General features: G+C 40.3%; 20 protein-coding genes. 1 reads left to right on the top strand and 19 read right to left on the bottom strand.

The genetic code is table 11. The features are described from left to right. The 19 genes from hemA to bchF are packed head-to-tail and all read right to left on the bottom strand — an operon-like array spanning window position 1 to window position 20,574. A complete protein-coding gene (gene hemA / locus B8983_RS05155; protein ID WP_084283068.1) occupies window positions 1-1,314 on the bottom strand; it encodes a glutamyl-tRNA reductase in 1,314 nt (437 codons plus the stop codon). Between the two features lie 10 nt (window positions 1,315-1,324). Beyond that, window positions 1,325-1,813 carry a TspO/MBR family protein gene (locus tag B8983_RS05150; RefSeq protein WP_084283067.1) on the bottom strand — a complete coding sequence of 163 codons (489 nt, stop codon included), beginning with the start codon at window positions 1,811-1,813 and terminating at the stop codon, window positions 1,325-1,327. Then, the gene (locus B8983_RS05145; RefSeq protein WP_084283066.1) at window positions 1,810-3,015 is read right to left on the bottom strand and encodes a geranylgeranyl diphosphate reductase; all 1,206 of its coding nucleotides are present in this window, start codon (window positions 3,013-3,015) and stop codon (window positions 1,810-1,812) included. The genes B8983_RS05150 and B8983_RS05145 overlap by 4 nt, the downstream gene beginning before the upstream one ends. A gap of 20 nt (window positions 3,016-3,035) precedes the next feature. Continuing rightward, window positions 3,036-4,355: a BCD family MFS transporter gene (locus B8983_RS05140; RefSeq protein ID WP_234986901.1), complete on the bottom strand. Its 1,320-nt coding sequence runs from the start codon at window positions 4,353-4,355 to the stop codon at window positions 3,036-3,038. Continuing rightward, complete coding sequence (gene chlG / locus B8983_RS05135) at window positions 4,352-5,227, bottom strand: chlorophyll synthase ChlG (RefSeq protein WP_084283065.1); 876 nt, start codon at window positions 5,225-5,227, stop codon at window positions 4,352-4,354. Before chlG ends, B8983_RS05140 begins: the two co-directional genes overlap by 4 nt. Window position 5,228: 1 nt before the next feature. Further along, window positions 5,229-6,167, bottom strand: coding sequence for a 4-hydroxy-3-methylbut-2-enyl diphosphate reductase (gene ispH, locus B8983_RS05130; RefSeq protein ID WP_084283064.1), 939 nt, complete (start codon window positions 6,165-6,167; stop codon window positions 5,229-5,231). Between the two features lies 1 nt (window position 6,168). Then, window positions 6,169-6,930 carry a putative photosynthetic complex assembly protein PuhE gene (gene puhE / locus B8983_RS05125; RefSeq protein ID WP_159460818.1) on the bottom strand — a complete coding sequence of 254 codons (762 nt, stop codon included), beginning with the start codon at window positions 6,928-6,930 and terminating at the stop codon, window positions 6,169-6,171. A gap of 4 nt (window positions 6,931-6,934) precedes the next feature. Then, window positions 6,935-8,011 carry a magnesium-protoporphyrin IX monomethyl ester (oxidative) cyclase gene (acsF, locus tag B8983_RS05120; protein ID WP_084283062.1) on the bottom strand — a complete coding sequence of 359 codons (1,077 nt, stop codon included), beginning with the start codon at window positions 8,009-8,011 and terminating at the stop codon, window positions 6,935-6,937. Further along, complete coding sequence (locus B8983_RS05115; RefSeq protein ID WP_084283061.1) at window positions 8,008-8,361, bottom strand: O2-dependent cyclase accessory protein; 354 nt, start codon at window positions 8,359-8,361, stop codon at window positions 8,008-8,010. Before B8983_RS05115 ends, acsF begins: the two co-directional genes overlap by 4 nt. Then, window positions 8,358-8,816 (bottom strand): photosynthetic complex assembly protein PuhC, encoded by a 459-nt coding sequence (gene puhC, locus B8983_RS05110; RefSeq protein WP_084283060.1) that lies wholly within the window; start codon window positions 8,814-8,816, stop codon window positions 8,358-8,360. Before puhC ends, B8983_RS05115 begins: the two co-directional genes overlap by 4 nt. A gap of 8 nt (window positions 8,817-8,824) precedes the next feature. Further along, window positions 8,825-9,541: a photosynthetic complex putative assembly protein PuhB gene (gene puhB / locus B8983_RS05105; RefSeq protein ID WP_084283059.1), complete on the bottom strand. Its 717-nt coding sequence runs from the start codon at window positions 9,539-9,541 to the stop codon at window positions 8,825-8,827. Then, window positions 9,538-10,305, bottom strand: coding sequence for a photosynthetic reaction center subunit H (gene puhA, locus B8983_RS05100; protein WP_084283058.1), 768 nt, complete (start codon window positions 10,303-10,305; stop codon window positions 9,538-9,540). The genes puhB and puhA overlap by 4 nt, the downstream gene beginning before the upstream one ends. A gap of 22 nt (window positions 10,306-10,327) precedes the next feature. Next, complete coding sequence (locus B8983_RS05095) at window positions 10,328-11,752, bottom strand: BCD family MFS transporter (protein ID WP_143736103.1); 1,425 nt, start codon at window positions 11,750-11,752, stop codon at window positions 10,328-10,330. Next, window positions 11,749-12,456, bottom strand: coding sequence for a magnesium protoporphyrin IX methyltransferase (gene bchM / locus B8983_RS05090; RefSeq protein WP_084283057.1), 708 nt, complete (start codon window positions 12,454-12,456; stop codon window positions 11,749-11,751). Before bchM ends, B8983_RS05095 begins: the two co-directional genes overlap by 4 nt. Continuing rightward, the gene (gene bchL, locus B8983_RS05085) at window positions 12,456-13,364 is read right to left on the bottom strand and encodes a ferredoxin:protochlorophyllide reductase (ATP-dependent) iron-sulfur ATP-binding protein (RefSeq protein ID WP_084283056.1); all 909 of its coding nucleotides are present in this window, start codon (window positions 13,362-13,364) and stop codon (window positions 12,456-12,458) included. Before bchL ends, bchM begins: the two co-directional genes overlap by 1 nt. Beyond that, window positions 13,361-17,164 carry a magnesium chelatase subunit H gene (locus B8983_RS05080; RefSeq protein ID WP_084283055.1) on the bottom strand — a complete coding sequence of 1,268 codons (3,804 nt, stop codon included), beginning with the start codon at window positions 17,162-17,164 and terminating at the stop codon, window positions 13,361-13,363. Before B8983_RS05080 ends, bchL begins: the two co-directional genes overlap by 4 nt. Then, window positions 17,139-18,767, bottom strand: coding sequence for a ferredoxin:protochlorophyllide reductase (ATP-dependent) subunit B (gene bchB, locus B8983_RS05075; protein WP_084283054.1), 1,629 nt, complete (start codon window positions 18,765-18,767; stop codon window positions 17,139-17,141). Before bchB ends, B8983_RS05080 begins: the two co-directional genes overlap by 26 nt. Further along, a complete protein-coding gene (locus B8983_RS05070) occupies window positions 18,758-20,068 on the bottom strand; it encodes a ferredoxin:protochlorophyllide reductase (ATP-dependent) subunit N (protein ID WP_084283053.1) in 1,311 nt (436 codons plus the stop codon). Before B8983_RS05070 ends, bchB begins: the two co-directional genes overlap by 10 nt. Beyond that, on the bottom strand, window positions 20,065-20,574 hold the full coding sequence (gene bchF, locus B8983_RS05065) for a 2-vinyl bacteriochlorophyllide hydratase (RefSeq protein WP_084283052.1): 510 nt from the start codon (window positions 20,572-20,574) through the stop codon (window positions 20,065-20,067). The genes B8983_RS05070 and bchF overlap by 4 nt, the downstream gene beginning before the upstream one ends. 228 nt (window positions 20,575-20,802) lie before the next feature. Between bchF and B8983_RS05060 the strand changes: the two genes are divergently transcribed. After that, window positions 20,803-21,696, top strand: a complete 894-nt coding sequence (locus B8983_RS05060) for a cobalamin B12-binding domain-containing protein (protein WP_084283051.1) — start codon at window positions 20,803-20,805, stop codon at window positions 21,694-21,696. Window positions 21,697-21,746 lie beyond the last annotated feature (50 nt).

Here is a 21,746-nt window from a genome sequence, read left to right as displayed (position 1 = left end):
TTACCTCCGAAAATGATCCATCATGTATATTTGGCTCAGCATTCTTTCTGAATCTTTAAAAGTCTCCTCATCTTGATGATGTAATAAATGAAAGGATCCATGTAAAAATTTATTGGCTAAAGCCCTTGCTAATTCAGCCATTACTTCTTGGGGGTTTTCCCCTCTGGCTAATCTCTTTTGCGCTTTTTCAAGTTCTAATTTCTGAAACGCTTCACTACGTTCTTTAATACTAGTGATCAATGGCACAGCTGCTCGTTGCGACAGCCATTGCATAAATTGACTAACTTGTTGATCGATAATTTGTTCCGCACTCTTCACTGCACTTAAACGATGACCAAGACCTTCTTTCACCACCTCACCTAAATTATCAACGGTATACAAATACACATCTGGCAGGCTACTGACTTCACTTTCAATATCTCTTGGCACAGCTAAATCAATCATTACCAATGGTTTTCTAATACGTTTTTTAAGGGCTGTTTTAACCATCCCCATCCCAATAATTGGTAATGAACTTGCTGTACATGAAATCACAATGTCAAATTGATGTAATTTGCTAGGCAGTTCTACTAATTGAATACTTTCAGAAACCCTGCCTTGATCTCGTAAATATCCGGCTAATAACTCACCGCGCTCAAGACTTCGATTGGCGATTGTGATTGATTTTGGATTCTTCGCAGCAAAGTGGGCGGCACATAACTGAATCATCTCACCAGCACCGATAAATAAAATACGTTGCTCTGCAACATCACCCAGCACTAAAGTTGATAAACGTAAGGCGGCACTTGCAAGTGAAATTGCATGCATATTAATTTCGGTATTCGTTCGTACTTCTTTCGCCACCGAAAAAGTTTTATTAAATAATTGGTTTAAATAAGTCCCCATGGAACCAACTTGCTTCGCTGTTTGTACAGCTTGTTTCATTTGTCCCAATATTTGTGTTTCACCAAGAACCATCGAATCCAAGCCACAACCGACCCGAAACACATGTCTGACAGCATCTGAGGCAATAGAAGTGTTCAAATAAGGTGTGAGTTCATCGGCTTGAAAACCCTTTTGCTGAGACAACCAATCAATCGTTTTATCAGTAACTTGTTGATCGGTAATAATTTGATCGTTGGCAGCACAATATATTTCTGTTCTATTACAGGTTGAGAGAATCGCCACTTCTGACTTATCTTTTGCTTGAGATTGGCTCAGATATTTTTGTAAATCTTGCAGTGCATCCGGCATAATTTCAGGAACTAGCGCTACCTTTTCACGCACTTCTAGAGGTGCAATGTGATGATTAATGCCGATGGAGATTAAATTCACTGAGATTTCCTTAACTAATAAACGCGCTATTCATTTGAATAATTTGCCAATTGAGTAACATGGCGATGCTGACCCAAATTAAATAAGGCAACATCAATACACTAGCTTTACGTGCATAAGATGCCGTATTTAAGATGATAAAAAACACGGATAACCATAAAAAGATTGCTTCAATCAACGATAAATCTGGGCGATGTAGCTTGAAGAATAAAAAGCTCCACAGAACATTTAAAATGCCATTCAAAAGAAACAAAATCGATAAGATAATTTTTTCTTTTCTTTGATTACTGCTCAACCAAGCAATGTTCCAGGCCACACCAGAAAATATAAAAATAATTGTCCAAATAACCCCAAATGACCAATCAGGTGGTTTCCAACCTGGCTGCTTTAGACTCATATACCAAGGTCCAATTTCAGTCAGAAGCCCGCCGATGAGTGCAATTGTAAATATCCAAATTCCAGCGGCAAGGAGATGAGGTTGTTTAAAAAAAGATTTCATGAAACTTTAGTCAATCCTAATAAATGTCCCATGTCTTTCATAAAGATTTTTAAATGTGCCATTGGATCTTTTCGAACAATCTTCTTGTTCATATAAGATTCAAAAGTCAAACGTTGAACATCTTTGTCTTCACACATTTTGACAAAACTTTCACGACGTTTATTCGTGCTGTACCAGAAGTACTGCATCACACCTAAAACAACAAAGGTTAAGCGATGCTCTTTCATGAAAGCTTTTCTGGCAAACTTTAATTGACTAGCATCTTGATGGACCAAATAAGCTTCGACGGATTGCGCCGCCAAATCTCCACCTAACATTGCATAATAAATACCTTCTCCAGAGGCAGGAGCAACCACCCCAGCAGCATCACCAGCAAGCACTACATTCTTACCGTTATCCCAGCGTTTGAGAGGCTTCATTGGCAAAGGTGCGCCTTCATGACGAACTAGCTCCGCATCTTCTAAGCCGATATCTTTCCTCAACTTAGCAACAGCATTTCTTAAAGAAAAGCCTTTGTCGGCACTACCTGTCCCAATAGAAAGCGTATCTCCATGAGGAAATACCCAGCCATAAAAATCAGGAGAAATGTCTTTTTGATAGATTACATCACATCGACTTGGATCGTAATCGGAATTGGTAGTGGTTGGTTTGCGAATAATTTCATGATAAGCAAACACATAATTCGCTTCAGAACAACCAGGCACACCAGCAGATCTACCAACCTTTGATTTGGCACCATCAGCACCAATGATTGCTTTGGCTAGAACACTCTTCAATTCGCCTCCAGCCACATCACCCTTAGCTCTTACACTATAGAACACCTTTGTATACTCACCAAGATCTTCTAGGTGATCAAAACTACCTAACCGACGCTCTGCACCCTTTGATCTAGCCCTCTCTCTCAACCACTCATCAAAGACACTGCGGTCGACCATACCCACAAAACCATTATCAATCGGAATATCAACACGATTATTTTTTGGTGAGACCATCCGTGCAGAAGTAGCTTTAGCCACTAGTAAAGAATCTGGAATCTGATAATCTTTGATCAGTCTCGGTGGGATAGCACCGCCACATGGCTTGACTCTACCACCACGATCTAAAAGTAAGACACTTTTACCAGAAGATGCTAATTTTTCAGCTGCCGTCGATCCAGCAGGACCACCCCCAACAACTACTACATCAAAAATTTCGTGTTCCATTTTCTACCCTTTCTTCTGGATTATTTTTTTATATCCAAGGCTAACTTAGCTGAAATTACAAACAAAAAAGACTCAATCAAAAATACGACCGCATAGGAATATCCTGTATCTGAAATAAGTTGCCTTGCCACATCAGATCCAATCGCACCGATCAGCCCACCTAAACCAAATGCAATTGCTTGAGCACCACCCCACAAACCAATCCGCACACCTTCTTTACCTAAGCCGTCATGTACGGCTAATCGCATCATCGAACCAATCGCAGCGATGGAAAAAGTACCATTCGCAAGTCCAAGGATGAAAACGTTCAATTTAAGAGGCCAAGTTTGCCCAACAATACCGCCTACGGCCAAACCTAGCATCGCTAAGGCGGATGCCATGCATCCATAGACAATCATATGATTCAGAGATCCAACATACTTTCTGAGTCTGCTACTACCCGTAATCGCCACTAAAACCATCCCGACTAATACGCCCGTGTGTTGTAACCCAGACATACTTGTTGTTTCACCAACGGTGTAGTGAAACACCATACCGGCAAAGGGTTCCAAAATTAAATCTTGCGAACTAAATGCCAGCATTGATAAAAATATAAACTTCGTAAAGTGTCTAATATCTGGGTCTGACCATACTTCACGAATCACTACTTTAAAGTTCATGGCAGCAGTTGGTTTTTCTATTTTCACGGACGGGGTAAGACTACTTTCGAGCTTGTACAGCGATACATTTGTGATTACCAATGAAATAATAGAAATAGTAACGGCAATAATAATAATTTTTTCTGGCGTAAAGGGATCCAAATATTTGCCAATCATTACACTTGTAAAGGCAAAACCAAAGATCATCATGATCCAAACTAAGGTGGCAGCTGCAGCTCTCTTTTGATCATTCACACTTTTCGCTAATAAGGCCAGTAGTGAAGTACCACTAGTACTCACTCCAATCCCAATCAAAATAAAGGACAAGGTAGAAACAGCTAGTCCTAATATTAAATTTGATGCGAGCAATACGGTACCAATGGAGGCGCCAATGCCACCCAAGGCTAAGACGCCCATGCCACCGATTATCCAAGGCGTTTTACTTTTTCCCTGATCAGAAGAAAACCCCATTCTTGGTCGAATTAACTGAACCAAATAGTGAAGCGCAACTAAAAATCCAGGCAACATGGCAGGTAAAGCTAATTCAACGACCATGATCCGATTCAAGGTAGAGGTTGTCATCACGACAATTGCTCCAATACATGTTTGAATTAATCCTAAACGAATAATGCCGAACCAAGATAAAAAATCGGTATGACTATTTTCTAATTGATGATTAATCATAGAAGCATTTGTATTCATTGAGCAACTCCGAACTGACGAATACCAAAAGCTGCCACCATCATGCCACTTACAAAAATTGGCACGCCAAAGCCACTATAAAAAAGTGCTCGTTCAATGGGTTTTTGATAAAAATAAAACATCATCAAGACTTGTCCAATCAACAGGAGTAAGAATACTACCGCATAGGTAAACATGTCTAAACTCAACAAATATCCGATCACAACTAACTGCGGAATAAGCATAATTAGACAAGCAACCAAGGCAGCATTTTTCGGTCCCAGTTGAACAGGAAGGGAGCGAATACCCATTTTTTTATCACCTTCAATGGCTTTAAAGTCATTTAAAGTCATAATTCCGTGGGCACTTAAACTAAAGAGTAAAGCTAGTAAGAGGGATGGTTTTGACGGGGATAAGGTGACTGATAATAATGCAGCCCCAGTAATCCAAGCTAATCCCTCATAACTCATAGAACAAGCCAAATTTCCCCACCAGCCATTTTGTTTCAAACGAATCGGCGGCATACTATATGCCCAAGAAAAAAGAATGGCTAGTAGCGTAGCCAGAAATCCCCAAACGCCTAAAAATGCGCCAAGACTTAAAGAAAGTAATGACCAAATAATGCCTAAATAAATACCCCATTTACCTGGAATTCTGCCAGACGGAATTGGACGATTTGGCTCATTAATAGCATCGACATGTCGGTCAAACCAATCATTAACGGCTTGGCTAGATGCACACACTAAGGGTCCCGTCAGCAACAATCCTAAAATGATGGTGAGCCAATGATCTTGAAAAGAAGTCCCAGAGGTGATTGCGCCGCATACAAATGCCCACATTGGTGGAAACCAAGTAATCGGTTTTAGTAGTTCGAGGACGGCTGAAGCTTTCATCTTAGCTAACCAATCCCTTTGGCATAGAGAAAATCGTGGTTTCTTCAATACCTGGCAAGGTCTTTACAACCCTAGAGCCATAGCTTTTAATTTGATGAATAATTTGTTGAGTCAGAGCTTCTGGCGCTGAGGCGCCGGCAGTAATGCCAATACGTTTTTTATCAACAAACCATTCTGGAGCAAGTTGATTAGGATGATCAACCAAGTATGAATCTACCCCTAGACGTGCCGCTAATTCTTTTAAACGATTTGAATTGGAACTATTGGCACTTCCAACTACAACCATCATATCAATCAATGGCACCATCACTTTAACGGCATCTTGGCGATTTTGTGTGGCATAACAAATATCTTGTTTTTTGGGTTGGATAATATGCGGATACCTTACAAGAAGTGCTTCAATAATTTCCTGCGTCTCATCCACTGATAAAGTAGTTTGTGTGACATAAGCAATTCGATCTAAACTCGAAAAACTCAAGTGTTCAACATCCTGAACTGATTCAATGAGATAAATATCACTATCAACTTGTCCCATCGTACCAATTACCTCAGGGTGTCCAGCGTGCCCAATCATCAACACCTTGATGCCCTCTTTATGGAACTTTGTAACCTCCACATGTACTTTATTAACGAGTGGACAGGTTGCATCAAAGATTCTAAAACCTCTTAAAGTTGCATCTTGTCGGACTTTGGCTGAAACACCGTGCGCACTAAAGATGAGTGTAGCGCCAGCAGGTACTTCGTTTAACTCTTCAATGAAAATTGCTCCCTTTGCCGTTAAATCTTCAATCACTCTGGCATTATGAATAATTTGATGACGCACATAAATTGGTTGACCAAATTGTGCGATGGCCTCTTCGACAATTTGAATAGCACGATCAACCCCAGCGCAAAAGCCGCGTGGTTGAGCAAGGAGGATTTCAGCGTCGATATGTCCCATATTAACCTTCCTGGCGAAAGCCCCACTTCCATAAAAACTCTACTTGAAATGGAATTACCAATAATAAATGTTCGAGAATTGCTAAAGATAATAAAGTTGCGAGGATTGTTTTAGAAACCACCTCTGGGGAAGACAATCCAACAATCGTCGCATCCGTCCAAAGAGGTACGACAAACAGCATAGACCCTACTAAAGAGACCGGCATCAGATAATTCATTGGGGCACGACGAAAGTAGGTTTGCAAATACTTTAAATGCGTCGGTAAGAAGTTTTCATTCAGATTTAAAACACCGAAAAAAATATTCAATTTCGCACTTTGCCGCATTAACCATAAAATCAAGAAGGTCCACAACCCAGTCATGTTTTTAGCATCCAGGCTAATGACAACCACTATTAATAACAAAACAATTAAGGCTAATTCGTGATGATTTACAGCCTGAAAGGCATACTTAGCGCGTAACCACCCTTTAGCATTTTCTGGACAAGGTGTCTTTCTAGAGCCTGTAACATAACCTAATAAGAAACCTAATTCTTGCCAGCCCCAAATCAATAATGCACAGGAAAAGGCGCAGTAGGCATTAGTCACTGTATTGGTTCGACTGCTGTGATAAAGACCTAAAAAAGCAAGCAACAAGACAATCGTGCTTAAAAACATAATTGTCTTGAAATAGTGTGGTGAAAAACGATCTAACCACAAAATAAACCCCGTACTAAACCACCATACAAAGATAGTAAATAAGAGGGGGAGCCAAACTGATGTCATTGATTTACCAAACAGGTTGAAGACGAACGTTAATCGGTAATTCATTTGGCACAACAGGCACAAAATAAAGTTTGATGAATGTTATACCCGCTTGCATCCCATAAGCAGCGCGCTTGAGCTTACCCAATATTCCTGGCTGATTTTTTAGCGCATCCATCTGATCCGAAATATCTTTTAATTTTGCAAAATACTCCCATACCCTTGAATCATCCAAGTTAATGGTGAATGGGAAAATTTGTTTGCTAATCTCAGAAGTGACTTTTAAAACTTCGCGGTCATAATCAGTTGGACTGACGTTTAAAGCTTGATGAAACTCTACCCTTGCGTGATCTCGGACATACATCGTGGCATACACAGCTAATAAGAAGAAACGAATCCAGTAACAATTAATGCCCGATGTTAATCTTTTGTCAGAGCGCATTAGAAGTGCAAACGCTTCACCATGGCGAAACTCATCATTACACCATTGTTCAAACCACAAAAAGATGGGGTGAAATCTTAATTCTGGCTTACGCTCAACCAATCTAAAAATAGTGATGTAACGTGCATAACCAATTTTCTCTGACAAGTAGGTTGCGTAGAAAATAAATTTTGGTTTAAAGAACGTGTATTTTTTTGTTCTCGCTAAAAACCCTAAATCAACGCCGATACCAAAATCCTTAAGCCATTGATTAATAAAACCAGCGTGTCTACTTTCATCACGCGCCATATAGCCAAATAAATCTTTCAAATCAGGATTGGTCACTTTCTTTTTGATTTCAGCGTATAAAACACATCCTGAAAACTCTGAGGTAATCGAACTAATTAAAAAATCTAAAAATTCTTGATATAGGCCTTCGGGCAATTTGGAGTAGTCCTTGAGCATGTTTTCTGGTCGTTGAAAATGTGCGTTATTCGGATCACTCTCAAACTCAGCCATCAAACGATCCCACTCAACTCTCATCGATTCAATATTAAAGGCATCTAATTCTTTAAAGTCCGTGGTATAAAATCGAGGACTCAGCATCGTACTTTCAAGAGCTTTATCAGTCGCCATATTGATTGGAGCTAGGTCCTTAAATTCTGGGGCTAATGCGTTCATGATGTTCTCCGTTGTTCATTTAAATTTGTAGAATACGTATTCTGGGGTTGCTGAGGGTATTTATTACCCGTTGTTTTTGAGTATCTAGTTGAAGAAAAACTGACCTCATATAGCATGGTGATTTCAAAACGACTAAAAAATCTTGTCCATATTTTTTGGAAAATACTTGCTTTTGTATATAGCGCTTCACCTTGCACTGAATATTTTTCACCCCAAGCTAATTTTGTTGGAGCTTGTTGAATCAGGACGCTATCGCCAGGGCCAATATCCACATTTTCTAAATGTACATGGGCATATAAGTCCTCCCAAGTGTTGGCCAAATCTAATTCATAAGGGACAATTTTTTTCATGATGAAGATTTTTTCTTTTCTTGAAATAACAACACATTAAATGCTTCAACATTGGTTTTACCAAATGACTCTAATTCAATTTTTGTATCAGTAATTGGATCTTTTAAAACAATCCTGCCATCTTTATAAGCCGTTAAAATCATTGGATCTTCTGGGCCTTTACCCCGCATTTTTCTCTCACGAGCTACGGTTCGTAGAACTCCTCTTACAAACCCAGCTTCTCCACTGATGACATGAATAGTTTCATTATTCGTATAGTCAATGACTCGTACACCACCATCCTGTTGATCCTCAAACTTGAGTACTTTGGTAGCAACTGGCGGGATATTTGACTCTAATAGAGTCGTTTCCTCAAAATACCTTGTTCCTAAAAATCCAACCAAACTAATTAATGAACAGACTACTGCTGCCTGTACAGATTTAGGTAATTTAGTTTTGTTGAATGCAATTTGCATCGTATTTCCTATATTTGGGCAAAATCTGTTGAGGTTTCATTACTAAACGCTGGCATTAAGCCAGTAGTTCTTTTTTTCTCAGGCATTTTATGTGGTGCATGCACATCATTCACGACGACTTCTTGGTTATTTACTTCACTCCAAGCTTGGGTCAATACATGTGAGACTTCATCAACATTCTTAAGGCTCAATAACATTGGCTCTGGATGTTGTAAACGCCATGGTCTTACATGTGGCCATAAGTGGAAAAAGGCAATTTTGGTAGAACTTTCAACCTGAATGGCAATATTGCCGTGCAGATTTTTCTGCTGAACAATATCGGCTGCCTCAATTTTCGATAGAGGTAAGTTAAATGTCTTCGTAAGTACCACGCCAATTCGCATGACAACTCTGCGATTAGTAATCGTATAGACCGTAGTTTTTGCCGTACAAAACGCTAAAAAAGCTAACAGTCCGATGGCAATTAGACTCAAAGCCAACATCAACACAAAGGCAATCAATATCTGCTTAGAACTTTGATCCTCCTGGTAACCCTCAAAAAATCCCAGTAAGATCAGTCCCAAAAAATAAAACATAACGAAACGAATAAAAAAGATATTTTTGGCAACCATCCATAAATCTGGTGAGCCCTGCCATAATATTTTTTCATCTTTAGGTAAAGTACTTGGCAAACCTAACTGAGCCTCATACTCATACTCAAATCCGTTATTAAGATTTTTTCTCATAACAAAGGTTCCTGGCGAGAAGGTGTTGCATACAAAGTACCTGCGCCAAAGTAGGCCATCACTTTTTCTTCTTCTAACAAAGTAATTTGATCGGGATGTTTGGTTTTAGGAACATCATCAAATTGGTTAGCTAAAATCGCAGCCACATCTACTCCAAACTTTGTAAAAGTTGCAAAGTTAAATGGTAGTAATACTGTTTGACCGGATGATAATTTCACTTCCAAATATCGAATAATTGACTCCATATGGTCAATCCAAATATCACTAATAGTTCCAGCTGGGTTTAAATCAGCACCATACACTGTCAAGCCAATCGGATTAGTATCTCCAGTCAAAACTTCCCAGCCAGATAGTAACCGTTTTGGTAGAATTCTTGGCTCACCATGTAAGCCGGCATCTGGCACATCCTGACGATTGGCGTATGATCCTGGTCCCACGCCTGCAAGCAGTGGATTGCCAACTGGAACTAGTGGTGCTCCATTCATACGATGAGCAGGTTTGGCATTTAAAACTTCTGGAGCAGGAGCTTCTTTAAGTGGCGCGTCAAAAGATTTACCGAACTCTTGCTTGTAATGTTTTGATGTTGGTAAGCCTAAAATACCACTTTCATTATATATTTCACCAAATCGTTGAGATTCTAATGGGAAGCCTTCCCTTTTACTTTCTAGAGTAAGGTATCTAATTAATCCTAAAAAGAAGATGATAAATAATGTAAATACAACTGAAGCCACATCTACGTACTGAGTGATTGCACCGGTTCCCATAATTTCCTCCTATTTACACGGTCTAGATCGGGAGTTCTGCTAGACCAAACTTTGAATTTTTACGTTGAATTTCTTTAGCTTGATACATTACTAAAGGTCCTAAAGCAATAAGTGTTGCAAATAACAAATAGATTTCAATGTGGTATACAAAGCTATATCCAATAGCTGGAGAGATCAATGCAGTACCTAGCTCCCCCTTCATCGCTAAATTAGTAATTCCGTCTCTGATAAATCCACCTAAAAATATAGCCACTCCAGAAGCCGTTGTATTTACTGCACCCCAAGCCCCGATCGTTAAACCAGCCATGGATAATTTATCTAATTGCATGGCAATAATTAGGGTACTCACTGAAAATAGCCCTCCACCAAAACCAACCATGGCTGTGCCAATTCGAAACAAGCTAGGTGAATTTAAAGGCTCAGCGAAGATGATTAAGACAAAAGCGAGCAAACCCACTAACAGTGCAACAGAGGCGATACGATAGGGATTGACATCACGAGACAACAAACGAGCTGCTAAAGCGAACGCACAAATTGCTCCTCCAGACATAATCGCCGTTAAGAAACTAGTCTGAGCGACAGACAAATGAAGCACTTCACCACCGTAGGGCTCCAAGATAATATCTTGCATACTAAATGCGGCCGTGCCTAAACCAAGCATAATCAAAAAGCGTTTTACTTTTGGATCAGCCGTAAAATTTTTCCAGGTTGCCTGAAACACCTGTGCCTCTACTTTTTGATGACGCAATGGGTCTCTAGCTTCTTGCTTCCAAACGGCGATAAGATTCAATACCACGGTAACTGACGCTACTCCCTGAACGACCTGAATTAATTGCATCGGCGAAAATGGACTGAGAAACAAGCTAAAAACTAATCCACTCAGCACCATACCAACCAACAACATGACGTACATCATGGCGACAACTCTTGGCCTTGCTTCCTCTGAGGCTAAATCGGTTGCTAATGCCAATCCAGCTGTCTGGGTTGTTTGCATGCCCGCCCCAACCATTAAAAAAGCTAGTGCGCTAGCAATGTATGAAAACCACATGGGCCAGTGTGTATCACCGGATAATAAAATTAGGGCAAATGGCATGATAGAGAATCCACCAAACTGTAAGATAGTCCCAATCCAAATATAAGGAACTCTTTTCCAACCTAATACCGATTTATGCGTGTCTGATTTAAACCCAATTAATGCCCTAAACGGAGCAAAGACAATCGGTAAAGCGACCATTAATGAAACGATCCAAGCGCTTACTCCCATTTCTAATATAAGGACTCGATTTAAAGTACCGATCAACAACGTTGCGGCCATTCCTACAGTCACTTGAAAGAGTGATAAACGTACCAATTTAGATAAAGGGAGTTCGCTCGTAGCAATGTCAGCAAAAGGCAATAGCTTGATGCTGACTTGTTGCCAAGAACGTTTATTCATCCAAAATTTCATTTACGATAAATCTCCATCGCTTGTGACTTATAAAAACTACTTGAGATTTTTTGGGTAAAACCCACCTTCCATCCGGCTAATTGATCGTGGTCTTCGATAGCACTCATGATTGTGTTTTCAGCAATAGGCACAATGGTTGGTGAACGATCTTTCCTAGGAAAGACTTTGCCAACTCGAATCATCATCTCCAACATGAAATTACTGGGTGCAAAGGTGAAGATAATTTTTTCTTGCGTATTTTGAGCAAGTTTAGCTAATACATCGACAGTATCTGCACAGTGATAATGAATCACTGAATCCATACATACCACGTAATCAAAAAATCCATGGCTTGGGTCTAACATATCGCCGGCATAAAACTCAATATTGCCACTTAAGGTTGGCTCATATCTTTCTTTAGCTAGTTCAATTAAATTAGGGGATAAATCAATGGCGATTACGTGTGCCCCACGTTTGGCCAGTTCCACTGAAAGTGCCCCTGTTCCACAGCCAGCATCTAAGATTCTTCGGCCTTTTAAATCTTCGGGTAAGCGGCTTAATAAAGTTGTGCGCATTTGGTCACGACCAGCACGAACTGTAGCTCGTATGCCGCTCACGGGTGCATCTGAAGTTAATTTTGCCCAGGCCTCAACGGCGGTACGATCGAAATATTCCTCCAGCTCACCGCGTCTTTTTTGGTATCGAAATGGCGTTAATGTACTCATCAATCAAATCCTAATAAGTCAAAAATTTCACGATCTTTTAAACTCTCCGCATAAACTTCTGGTAAATCCTCCAACAAAGAGGCGGCTAACCGGAGATATTCTTCTTGAACAGCAATAATTTCAGGGGTAGATTCCATTTCAAAAATAGTGCATTTTTTTAGACGACTTCTACGAATAGCATCTAAATCTGGGAAATGTGCCATGAGTTTTAAACCCAGTTTTTCATTGAATTTATCAATTTGATCGGTACCAGCCGAGCGATTAGCAATTACACCACCAAGTCTTACGTCATAATTTTTGGCCTTTGCTGAGATTGCTTGAACAATTCGATTCATCGCAAAAATAGAATCAAAATCATTGGCAGTCACAATGAGGGCGCGGTCTGCATGTTGCAAGGGGGCAGCAAATCCACCACAAACCACATCGCCCAGCACATCAAAAATTACGACATCGGTATCTTCTAAAAGATGATGTTCTTTTAATAATTTCACCGTTTGACCTACGACATATCCACCACATCCAGTGCCAGCAGGAGGACCACCAGCTTCAACACACATCACGCCGTTATACCCTTGATAAACAAAATCTTCAATTTTGAGTTCTTCAGCATGAAAGTCTACTGTTTCAAGAATATCAATGACAGTTGGTACTAACTTTCCCGTTAAAGTAAACGTAGAATCATGCTTCGGATCGCAACCAATTTGCAGGACCCTTTTACCTAATTTTGAAAAAGCTGCAGACAAATTCGAGGAGGTAGTACTTTTACCAATGCCACCTTTGCCGTAAATTGCAAATACTTTCGCATTACCTATTTTCATATTAGGATCTAAGTGAACTTGCACACTACCATCACCATCAGGTGGGCGAGCACTTTGAATTGCTGATACTGGGATTGATACTGTGTTCATGAGACAGATACTCCTTGATAAACGCCTTCAAGCCGATCTTCTAACTCACCAGCGAACTGGCGAAGCATAGCGAGATCCTTAGCGGATGGTTTCCAATACTGCCGTTCACTGGCTTCAAGTAAACGATTAGCTACTTTTGCGGATGAGGTTGGATTTAGCGCTGCTAATCTTTCTCGCATTGCATCATCCAAAATAAATGTTTCTGTGATTTTTTGATATACCCAAGGTTGTACCTGACCCGTTGTGGCCGACCACCCCATCGTATTCGTTACATGTGTTTCGATTTGCCGAACACCTTCATACCCATTAGCAATCATGCCTTCATACCATTTTGGATTGAGCACTCTAGTTCTTGTTTCAAGAGCCACCTGTTCACTCAATGATCGAACAACACCACTGCCACTTGTTTGATCGCCAATATAAACAGGTGTATCGACACCCCCTTTGGCGACTTTGACAGCGCGATTTAAACCACCTAAGGTATCAAAATAAGTATCGATCGTTGTAACGCCAAGTTCTACAGAGTCTAAATTTTGATAGGTAAGATCAATATCAGCCAAAATGTTTTTCATCAATTCTGCACTTTGAACCTTTGGCTTACCTGTTACACCATAAGCAAAACCTTTACGGTTGTTATACGTATTGCTTAATTCATCTTCATCTTGCCAACAACTGTTTTCAATGAGGTGATTCACATTAGCCCCATAGGCGCCGTCCGCATTACCGAAAACTCGAAGAGCCGCTGTTTCTAAATCACAACCAACTTTTTCTTGATACGCTAAAGCGTGCTTCCGGACAAAATTCATTTCAATCGGTTCTGGAGCACTAGCCGCAAGCAATGCAGCCTCAGCTAATAATTTAACCTGCAGGGGCATCAGATCACGAAAGATGCCAGAGATTGAGGTGACTACATCAATTCTTGGTCTACCTAGGACAGCTAAATCAATGAGTTGTGCCCCCGTCAAGCGTCCATAACTATCAAAGCGAGGCTCTGCACCCATCAGCGCTAAGACCTGCGCAAGAGGTGTTCCTTCTGTTTTTAAGTTATCAGTACCCCACAAAACAATCGCTATCGATTCTGGAATCGTCTTGTCATCTTTAAAGTATCGATCTAATAAGATTTGTGCTTGAGCAGCACCTTCTTTGACTGCAAATTTACTAGGAATTCTAAATGGATCAAAGCCATGTAAATTACGTCCTGTTGGGAGAACCTCAGCATTACGTAGTACATCCCCACCAGGAGCTGGTTTAATATACTGTCCATTTAACGCTTTTAAAATTCCCGATAATTCCGAATCTTCTTGCATTAATTGATCTGCTTTTTGCATTTCAAGCAAACCTTCAATGAGCTTCTCAGAGGACTCTAATTGATGTTTTTCAATAATACTTTGTGGCGAGTTGCCAGCAATTAAATCTCCCATCACTTCTAGACTTAAACTTTGATCACAAGAAAATTGAGACATGCATTGCAAGGTTTCTTGACGATGCTTGTCTGATCTTTTTTTACCGATGACATGTAAACCTTCTGGGATCAAAGAATATTCAAGTTCTAATAAAGACTCGCTGAGTTGAACAACTTGCCGATCGATTTCGCTAGTTGATAAATTATCCCAATTCTGAGGCTCTTTGATTAACTCAACGGTATGAGCAAGCTGCACAATCATTTTCGATAATTCAGCTCTTTCGGTCGAGAACGCTTCTTCTTGTTCAGTTTCTGGAATTAATCGATAACGATTGATCACTTCTTTTAGGTCAGCTAAATCTTTATACAATCCGGCTTGCGCAATCGGTGGCGTCAAATAACTAATCAACGTAGCCGCAGCACGGCGCTTAGCAATCACCCCCTCAGAAGGATTGTTGGATGCATATAAATAAATATTTGGGATGTCTTTGATTAAACGATCTGGCCAACAAGCACCCGACAAGCCAGATTGCTTTCCAGGCATAAACTCTAATGCACCATGCGTACCAAAATGCAAGACAGCTTTGGCGCCAAAATCTTCCCGAATATAGCGATAAAATGCGGAAAAGGCATGAGTAGGAGCAGTACCTTTTTCAAACAATAAACGCATTGGGTCACCCTCATAACCAAAAGAAGGTTGAATCGCGACTAAAACATTACCAAACTGTTTACCTAAGACAAATAAACCCGTTCCATCTGTTAATTGTTTACCTGGAGCAGATCCCCACACTTTTTCTATCTCGCGCAACCAAGGCTCTCTCTTCACATGATCATTCAGAGGAATTTTGTAATGTAGATTAGCCGTCGTGCTATGTTGACTTGCATTGCCTTCTAGAATCGACTCTCGTAGGGCATCTGCGCTCTCCGGTAATGGAATCGTATAACCCTCCTGCTTCATTCTCTCTAGAAGGTTATAGAGCGATTCAAAGACACCTAAATAAGCGGCTGTCCCAACGGACCCAGCATTGGGTGGAAAATTGAATAAAACAATCGCAATTTGACGATCTACTAATGTTGACTTTCTTAATGCAACCATTTTTTCAATGCGCGCAGCTAACATATCGGTTCGCTCAACGCATGTAAACATATCGTTTTTGTTATTTTGTTCTGTAAATGTACAAGCCTTGTGGCAACCAGTACAAGTTGTGCCAATTGGACCAGTGCGACCACCGTAGACCATTGGATTAGTTGCGCCGTCCAGTTCCGGGATAGAAATCATTAAGGTACTCTCTACCGGTAGCAACCCACGCTCTGAATTACCCCACTCTGAGATATTTTGAAACTCGACTGGATGCGCAGCAATATAAGGAATATCTAAAGTAGCAAGAATTTCTTCTGCTGCTTTTGAATCGTTATAAGCTGGTCCACCAACGAGTGAAAATCCTGTTAATGAAATCATGGCATCAATCGTTGCCCGACTGTTCTTTAAAAAGAAACGATCAATTGCGGGACGGGCATCTAAGCTAGCAGCAAAGATTGGTACAACTTGAAACCCACGAGCCTCTAAGGCAGCTAGAACAGCATCATAATGCAAAGTATTACCTGCTAAAACATAGGAACGCAGCAATAACACCCCGACTTTACCCTTTGCCTTTGCATCAGGAACTAATTTCGGTAATTTCGTAATATCTTCACTCATCCGACCTTTTAAGCGCGGATGATAGATACCAAGTTCAGGATAAACAATCGGTTCAGATGGTTTGTATTTTGCATCTTTCAAGACCTCTCTTGGGCCACTTGCGTATCGATTGATCAAATATCGAACCATGTGATACATATTTTCTTCAGAGCCACCCAACCAAAATTGGAGAGTTAAGAAATAAGCACGAACATCCTGAGCGGTGCCCGGAATAAATCGAAGAATTTTAGGTAAGCGACGTAACATTTTCATCTGCGCTTCACCACCGGTTCCTTCTTGCCCCTTCTTTTTACCTCTTAATTTTTTGAGCAGAGCAATCGGTCCAGAAGCAGGCTGGCTCATATCGAAGTTACCTAAACGCGTTAAAGTCACCACTTCAGACGCTGACATGGCATTGACCATCGCATCACATTGATTTCTTCTTGCCCTTAATGCTTCAAGCACTGGTAAAAAATGATCTTCGATAAACAACATCGTGGAAACGACAATGTCAGCTGTTGCGATATCATCAAGACATTGTGCAAGATGCTTAGCATCACTACTATAGGTTGATGCCGCATGAATTTTTAACTCTAAGCCTGGTAAGTCTTTTAATAATTGCTGATAGGCACGCTCGGTCGCACTCACCAAATGTGTATCCATGGTCACGATGACAAACTTGATAGGAATATTTTTACTTACTGTAGTAGGCTTTTGCATCGTATAAAGTTTCCAAAGTGATTTCCTGCATGCCTTGTTCAACTGCAAACTTTTCAGTATTTTTCCGTGCTTTACCTCTTACAAAAAATGGGATTTTCCCAAGTTCTTTTAATGCATCCTCTGTCCAAATTGCATTGCTATTGGAAGACTTTTCAGAAGGATTTTTTATCGCTTCAATATTTTCAGAAGGCTTTTCATCTAATTCGTAATAGGCCGGTAATTCGTTCTTAATTACCCCACCACTTCGTCCCAAATGAGAAGCTGGTGCATCTTGATGAAACTCAAAGTCTTCTCTAAACATCGTTAATAAATGCTCTTCTAAGCCCATCATTAAAGGTGCGATCCATGTGTCAAACATGACATTCGCTCCCTCAAACCCCATTTGAGGTGAGTAACGTGATGGGAAATCTTGCACATGCACTGGTGCCGAAATAACTGCACAGGGTATTCCTAGACGCTTTGCAATGTGACGCTCCATTTGTGTACCCAGCACGAGTTCAGGTGAAAGCTCAGTAACTTTTTGTTCAATCGTCAAATAATCATCAGAAATAATTGCTTCCAAGCCATAATTTTTGGCAGCTTCCCTAACTTCTCTAGCAAATTCTCTGGAGTAAGTGCCCATTCCTACTACTTCAAAACCAAACTCTTCAGTCGCCATTTTTGCACTAGCAATCACATGTGTTGCATCACCAAAAATGAATACTCGCTTCCCAGTAAGGTATGTAGAATCAACTGAGCGTGCATACCAAGCTGCATTGGACTGCATTTTTTTTAACTTAGCTTGTGAATCGATTCCTGCAAGTGCACAAACTTCTTTAATAAACTCAATCGTTGCATTAACACCAATCGGAATCACCTTTGTATTTGCTTGACCAAATGTTCTTGAGAGCCAGGCTGCAGCACTATGCGCTATTTCTGGATATAGAATCACATTAAAGTCCGCATTAGCTAGACTTGTGATATCCACCGGACTTGCATGGAGAGGGGCCAATACGTTAATTTCTATTCCAAGTTCTTCTAGTAACTTAGAGATTTCTTTCACATCATCGCGATGTCTGAAGCCAAGTGCTGTCGCGCCAAGGACATTACAACGTGGCTTTCTACCAGCAGCTAATTCTGCTTTTCTTTTAGCAACATGTTCTGTCTGAGTTAACTGATTATTGATGCTAGCGAGGCTACGAACAATTTGATAAAAGGTTTCTGCAGCTCCCCAGTTTTCTTTCTTCTGATACGAAGGTAACTCCAACGGAATCACTGGAATTGGTAAATTAAGCGCTTTGCTTAAGCCACCAGGATCGTCTTGAATTAATTCGGCAGTACAAGATGCGCCCACAATCATAGCTTGTGGTGTGAAACGATCATAAGCTTCTTTTGCAGCGTTTTTGAAAATCTGCGCAGTATCTCCACCCAAATCACGCGCCTGGAACGTTGTATATGTAACAGGAGGACGCTTAGGGAGACGTTCAATCATCGTGAATAATAAATCTGCATAAGTATCCCCCTGAGGGGCATGCAACACATAGTGCAAATTTTGCATGGCAGTAGCTATACGCATCGCCCCAACATGCGGAGGTCCTTCATAAGTCCAAAGGGTTAGTTGCATAACTCCTCCACATTAAACTGTAATTTTTGTTTTCTACGCAGTGGTCGGGCAAATAATTCAGCTAAATCAGCGGCTTGATCATAGCCATGGATTGGACTAAAGACTAATTCAATAGCCCATTTCGTCGTCATTCCCTGCGCTTCAAGTGGATTCGCTAAACCTAAGCCACAAACAATTAAATTGGGGTTAGTAGCTTTCACACGGTCTAATTGTTTTTCCACATCTTGACCCTCAGAAATAAGAACTTCATGAGGTAAGCGAGTTAATTCTTTTGCGAGGTGGTTTTTGTGTAAATAAGGTGTGCCAATTTCAGTTAATTGCATACCGCATTCTTCATGTAAAAATCTAGCCAAAGGAATTTCTAACTGTGAATCTGGAAAGAAAAATATATTTTTATCCCTCAGCACTGCTTGGTGTTTTTCTAAAGCATGCTTGGCTCTTTCGCGCTTGGGCAAAGTGACCCGATCAAAGTGTTCTTTAGTAATTCCAAATTCTTGAGCAGCGCTCCATAACCAGTCCGTGGTTCCTTCAATTCCGAAGGGAAATAACGCCGGTAAATAGGTTGCGCCACGTGCTTCTAAGGCTCTTGCAGTATCGCCAAGAAATGGCTGAGCCAATACATATTTAGTATTCGGTCCAACCTTAGGTAGTGATTTCGAATTTCTTGGAGGAAAAAACTGAACTTGATCTAATCCTAGTTCTTGAAATATTCTTTTAAATTGATCTTCCACAATATCTGGTAAGCAACCGACCACCATGAGTGATTTTTGCGTATCAGGAGATACGCCTGGCAGTTCTGGAACCATCGCAGCCAAACAAGCATCTTCACCTTGCGTAAAGGTTGTCTCAATGCCACTCCCTGAGTAATTCAAGATGCGTACATTAGGTCCATACTGCTTATCCAACCTTCCAGCTGCACGATGTAAATCTAACTTAATCACTTCAGAAGGACAGGATCCCACCAAAAACAGTAATTTGATATCTGGTCTTCGATCTAGAAGTTGCTGTACCACCTTATCTAACTCAGCATTTGCATCGGCAAGACCTGCCAAATCACGATCATCAATAATAGCTGTTGCAAAGCGTGGCTCTGCAAAGATCATGACGCCTGCTGCTGATTGAATCAAGTGAGCGCAGGTTCTTGAACCAACTACTAAAAAGAATGCATCTTGAATTTTTCGATGCATCCAAATAATACCTGTCAACCCACAAAATACTTCACGTTGCCCACGTTCTTTTAAGATTGGTTGGGTTGCGCAACCCGCTTCAACGATTTGATTAATTGGAATAATGGCGTTCATGATTGCAACTCCGCTTTCATTTGTGGCGCTTGGAAGACTTTATTTGCTTGCTCACCTTTTCTTGCTTGGCGAAGCTTTAATATGAATTGGATCGCATTGACGATATAAGTGGCATAAGCTACTAGTGCCAAAATCATTAAATACTTAGGTTCTAGACTACCTTGGAAGAGACAATAAACATAAGTCACATGTAAGGCAATCACAACCATACTGACCATGTCCTCCCAAAAAAATGCTTCCGCAAATAGGTACTGCCCAAATACAACCTTTTCCCAAATGGCACCCGTGACCATGATGGTCAACAAAAATCCAGTTTTAACGAGCACAGAAATGTTCGCTATTTGATAACCATCACTTGTAAGTAAATAACGTGTTACTAAATAAATACTGACAAAACATGCGATAAACTGTAGAGGTGCTAACAAACCTTGTATAAAAGTCCATACAGTTTCGTCACGCTTTTTACGCTGTTCCGTTGTATATAGGGGCTTTACGGTTTTTTTCACTTCTTCTCCAAATTGATCTAGTAGCCTTACTGTCAACTTAAGTTTACGCTTATTGATACCTGCACATAATAGGGATTACCCTAGTTTGTGTAAAATAAATTAGACACCATGTAAGTAATATTGTATATTTAATTAGACAGTATTTCCCCTACTATTTTTTAAACGGATTTTTCATTAATGTGTAACTTGGGTAATTTCCCGCCGCAAATGCTTCTAAGGAGTTAGTTAATGCGACAAAATCCAAACACATATTTTGATTCTGTAGAGAATTGTTTGACTGGGTCAGAACAATTTGATAAGCAAGACAACCCCTACATCAGTAAGTCAACAGATAAACAACCTGTAGATATTTTGGTAAAAATGTTAGACGAAGAGATTATTCCTAGACTTTTGGTTAGCCATAAGGCAAATGCTTCGCTAGAAGAACTTGCAAATCCAGGCCAACGAAGTGTTACGACCATTGAATCTGACTTTTTAGTCGGTCTAGTCGTCAATGGCAGTCAAGAAACGTCCTTAGATTTTGTAAAAAAACTGATTGAAAAACAAGTATCTGCAGATTCAATTTATCTCGACTTAATCCCTCAAACTGCTAGAAAATTGGGGGAACTTTGGGAAAATGATATTTGTACATTTTCGGATGTGACGGTTGGACTTTGGCGCTTACAACATATTTTGTATGAGTTGAGCCATCATTTCCAAAATCAAGACAATAAACCTGTTGGTACATTAAATGCACTATTAATACCTGCCTTTAACTCCCAACACACATTAGGCTTATTTATCTTAGTTGAGTTTTTTAGACGTGCTGGCTGGAGAGTTTCAGGCGAACCCAAATTACAACCTCATGAGCTAAGTCGGTTAGTTTTTACACAATGGTTTGACGTGATTGGAATTTCTGTGGGAACTCAAAAAGAAGCTGAGTCTCTCAATGATCTAATTGATACGCTTCGCTCTAAGTCAATGAATTCAAATGTTTCATTTATGGTCGGTGGACCTTTATTTATTTCTAATCCCGAGTACTTTGCTACAGTGAATGCCGAAATTAAATCATCAGATGCAAATGATGCAATCCGGCAAGCAGAGATTCTTATTTCTAAACAAAAATTAAGCACGAGGAATTAGAGGCTATCGGATGAAAAACAATTTACAATGGTTGATTACCCGAGTAACCC

Source organism: Polynucleobacter kasalickyi (genome assembly GCF_900176405.1).
GTDB classification, from domain to species: domain Bacteria; phylum Pseudomonadota; class Gammaproteobacteria; order Burkholderiales; family Burkholderiaceae; genus Polynucleobacter; species Polynucleobacter kasalickyi.
Note: the sequence above shows the minus strand (reverse complement) of the source record. Positions and strands in the feature narration are given on the sequence as shown.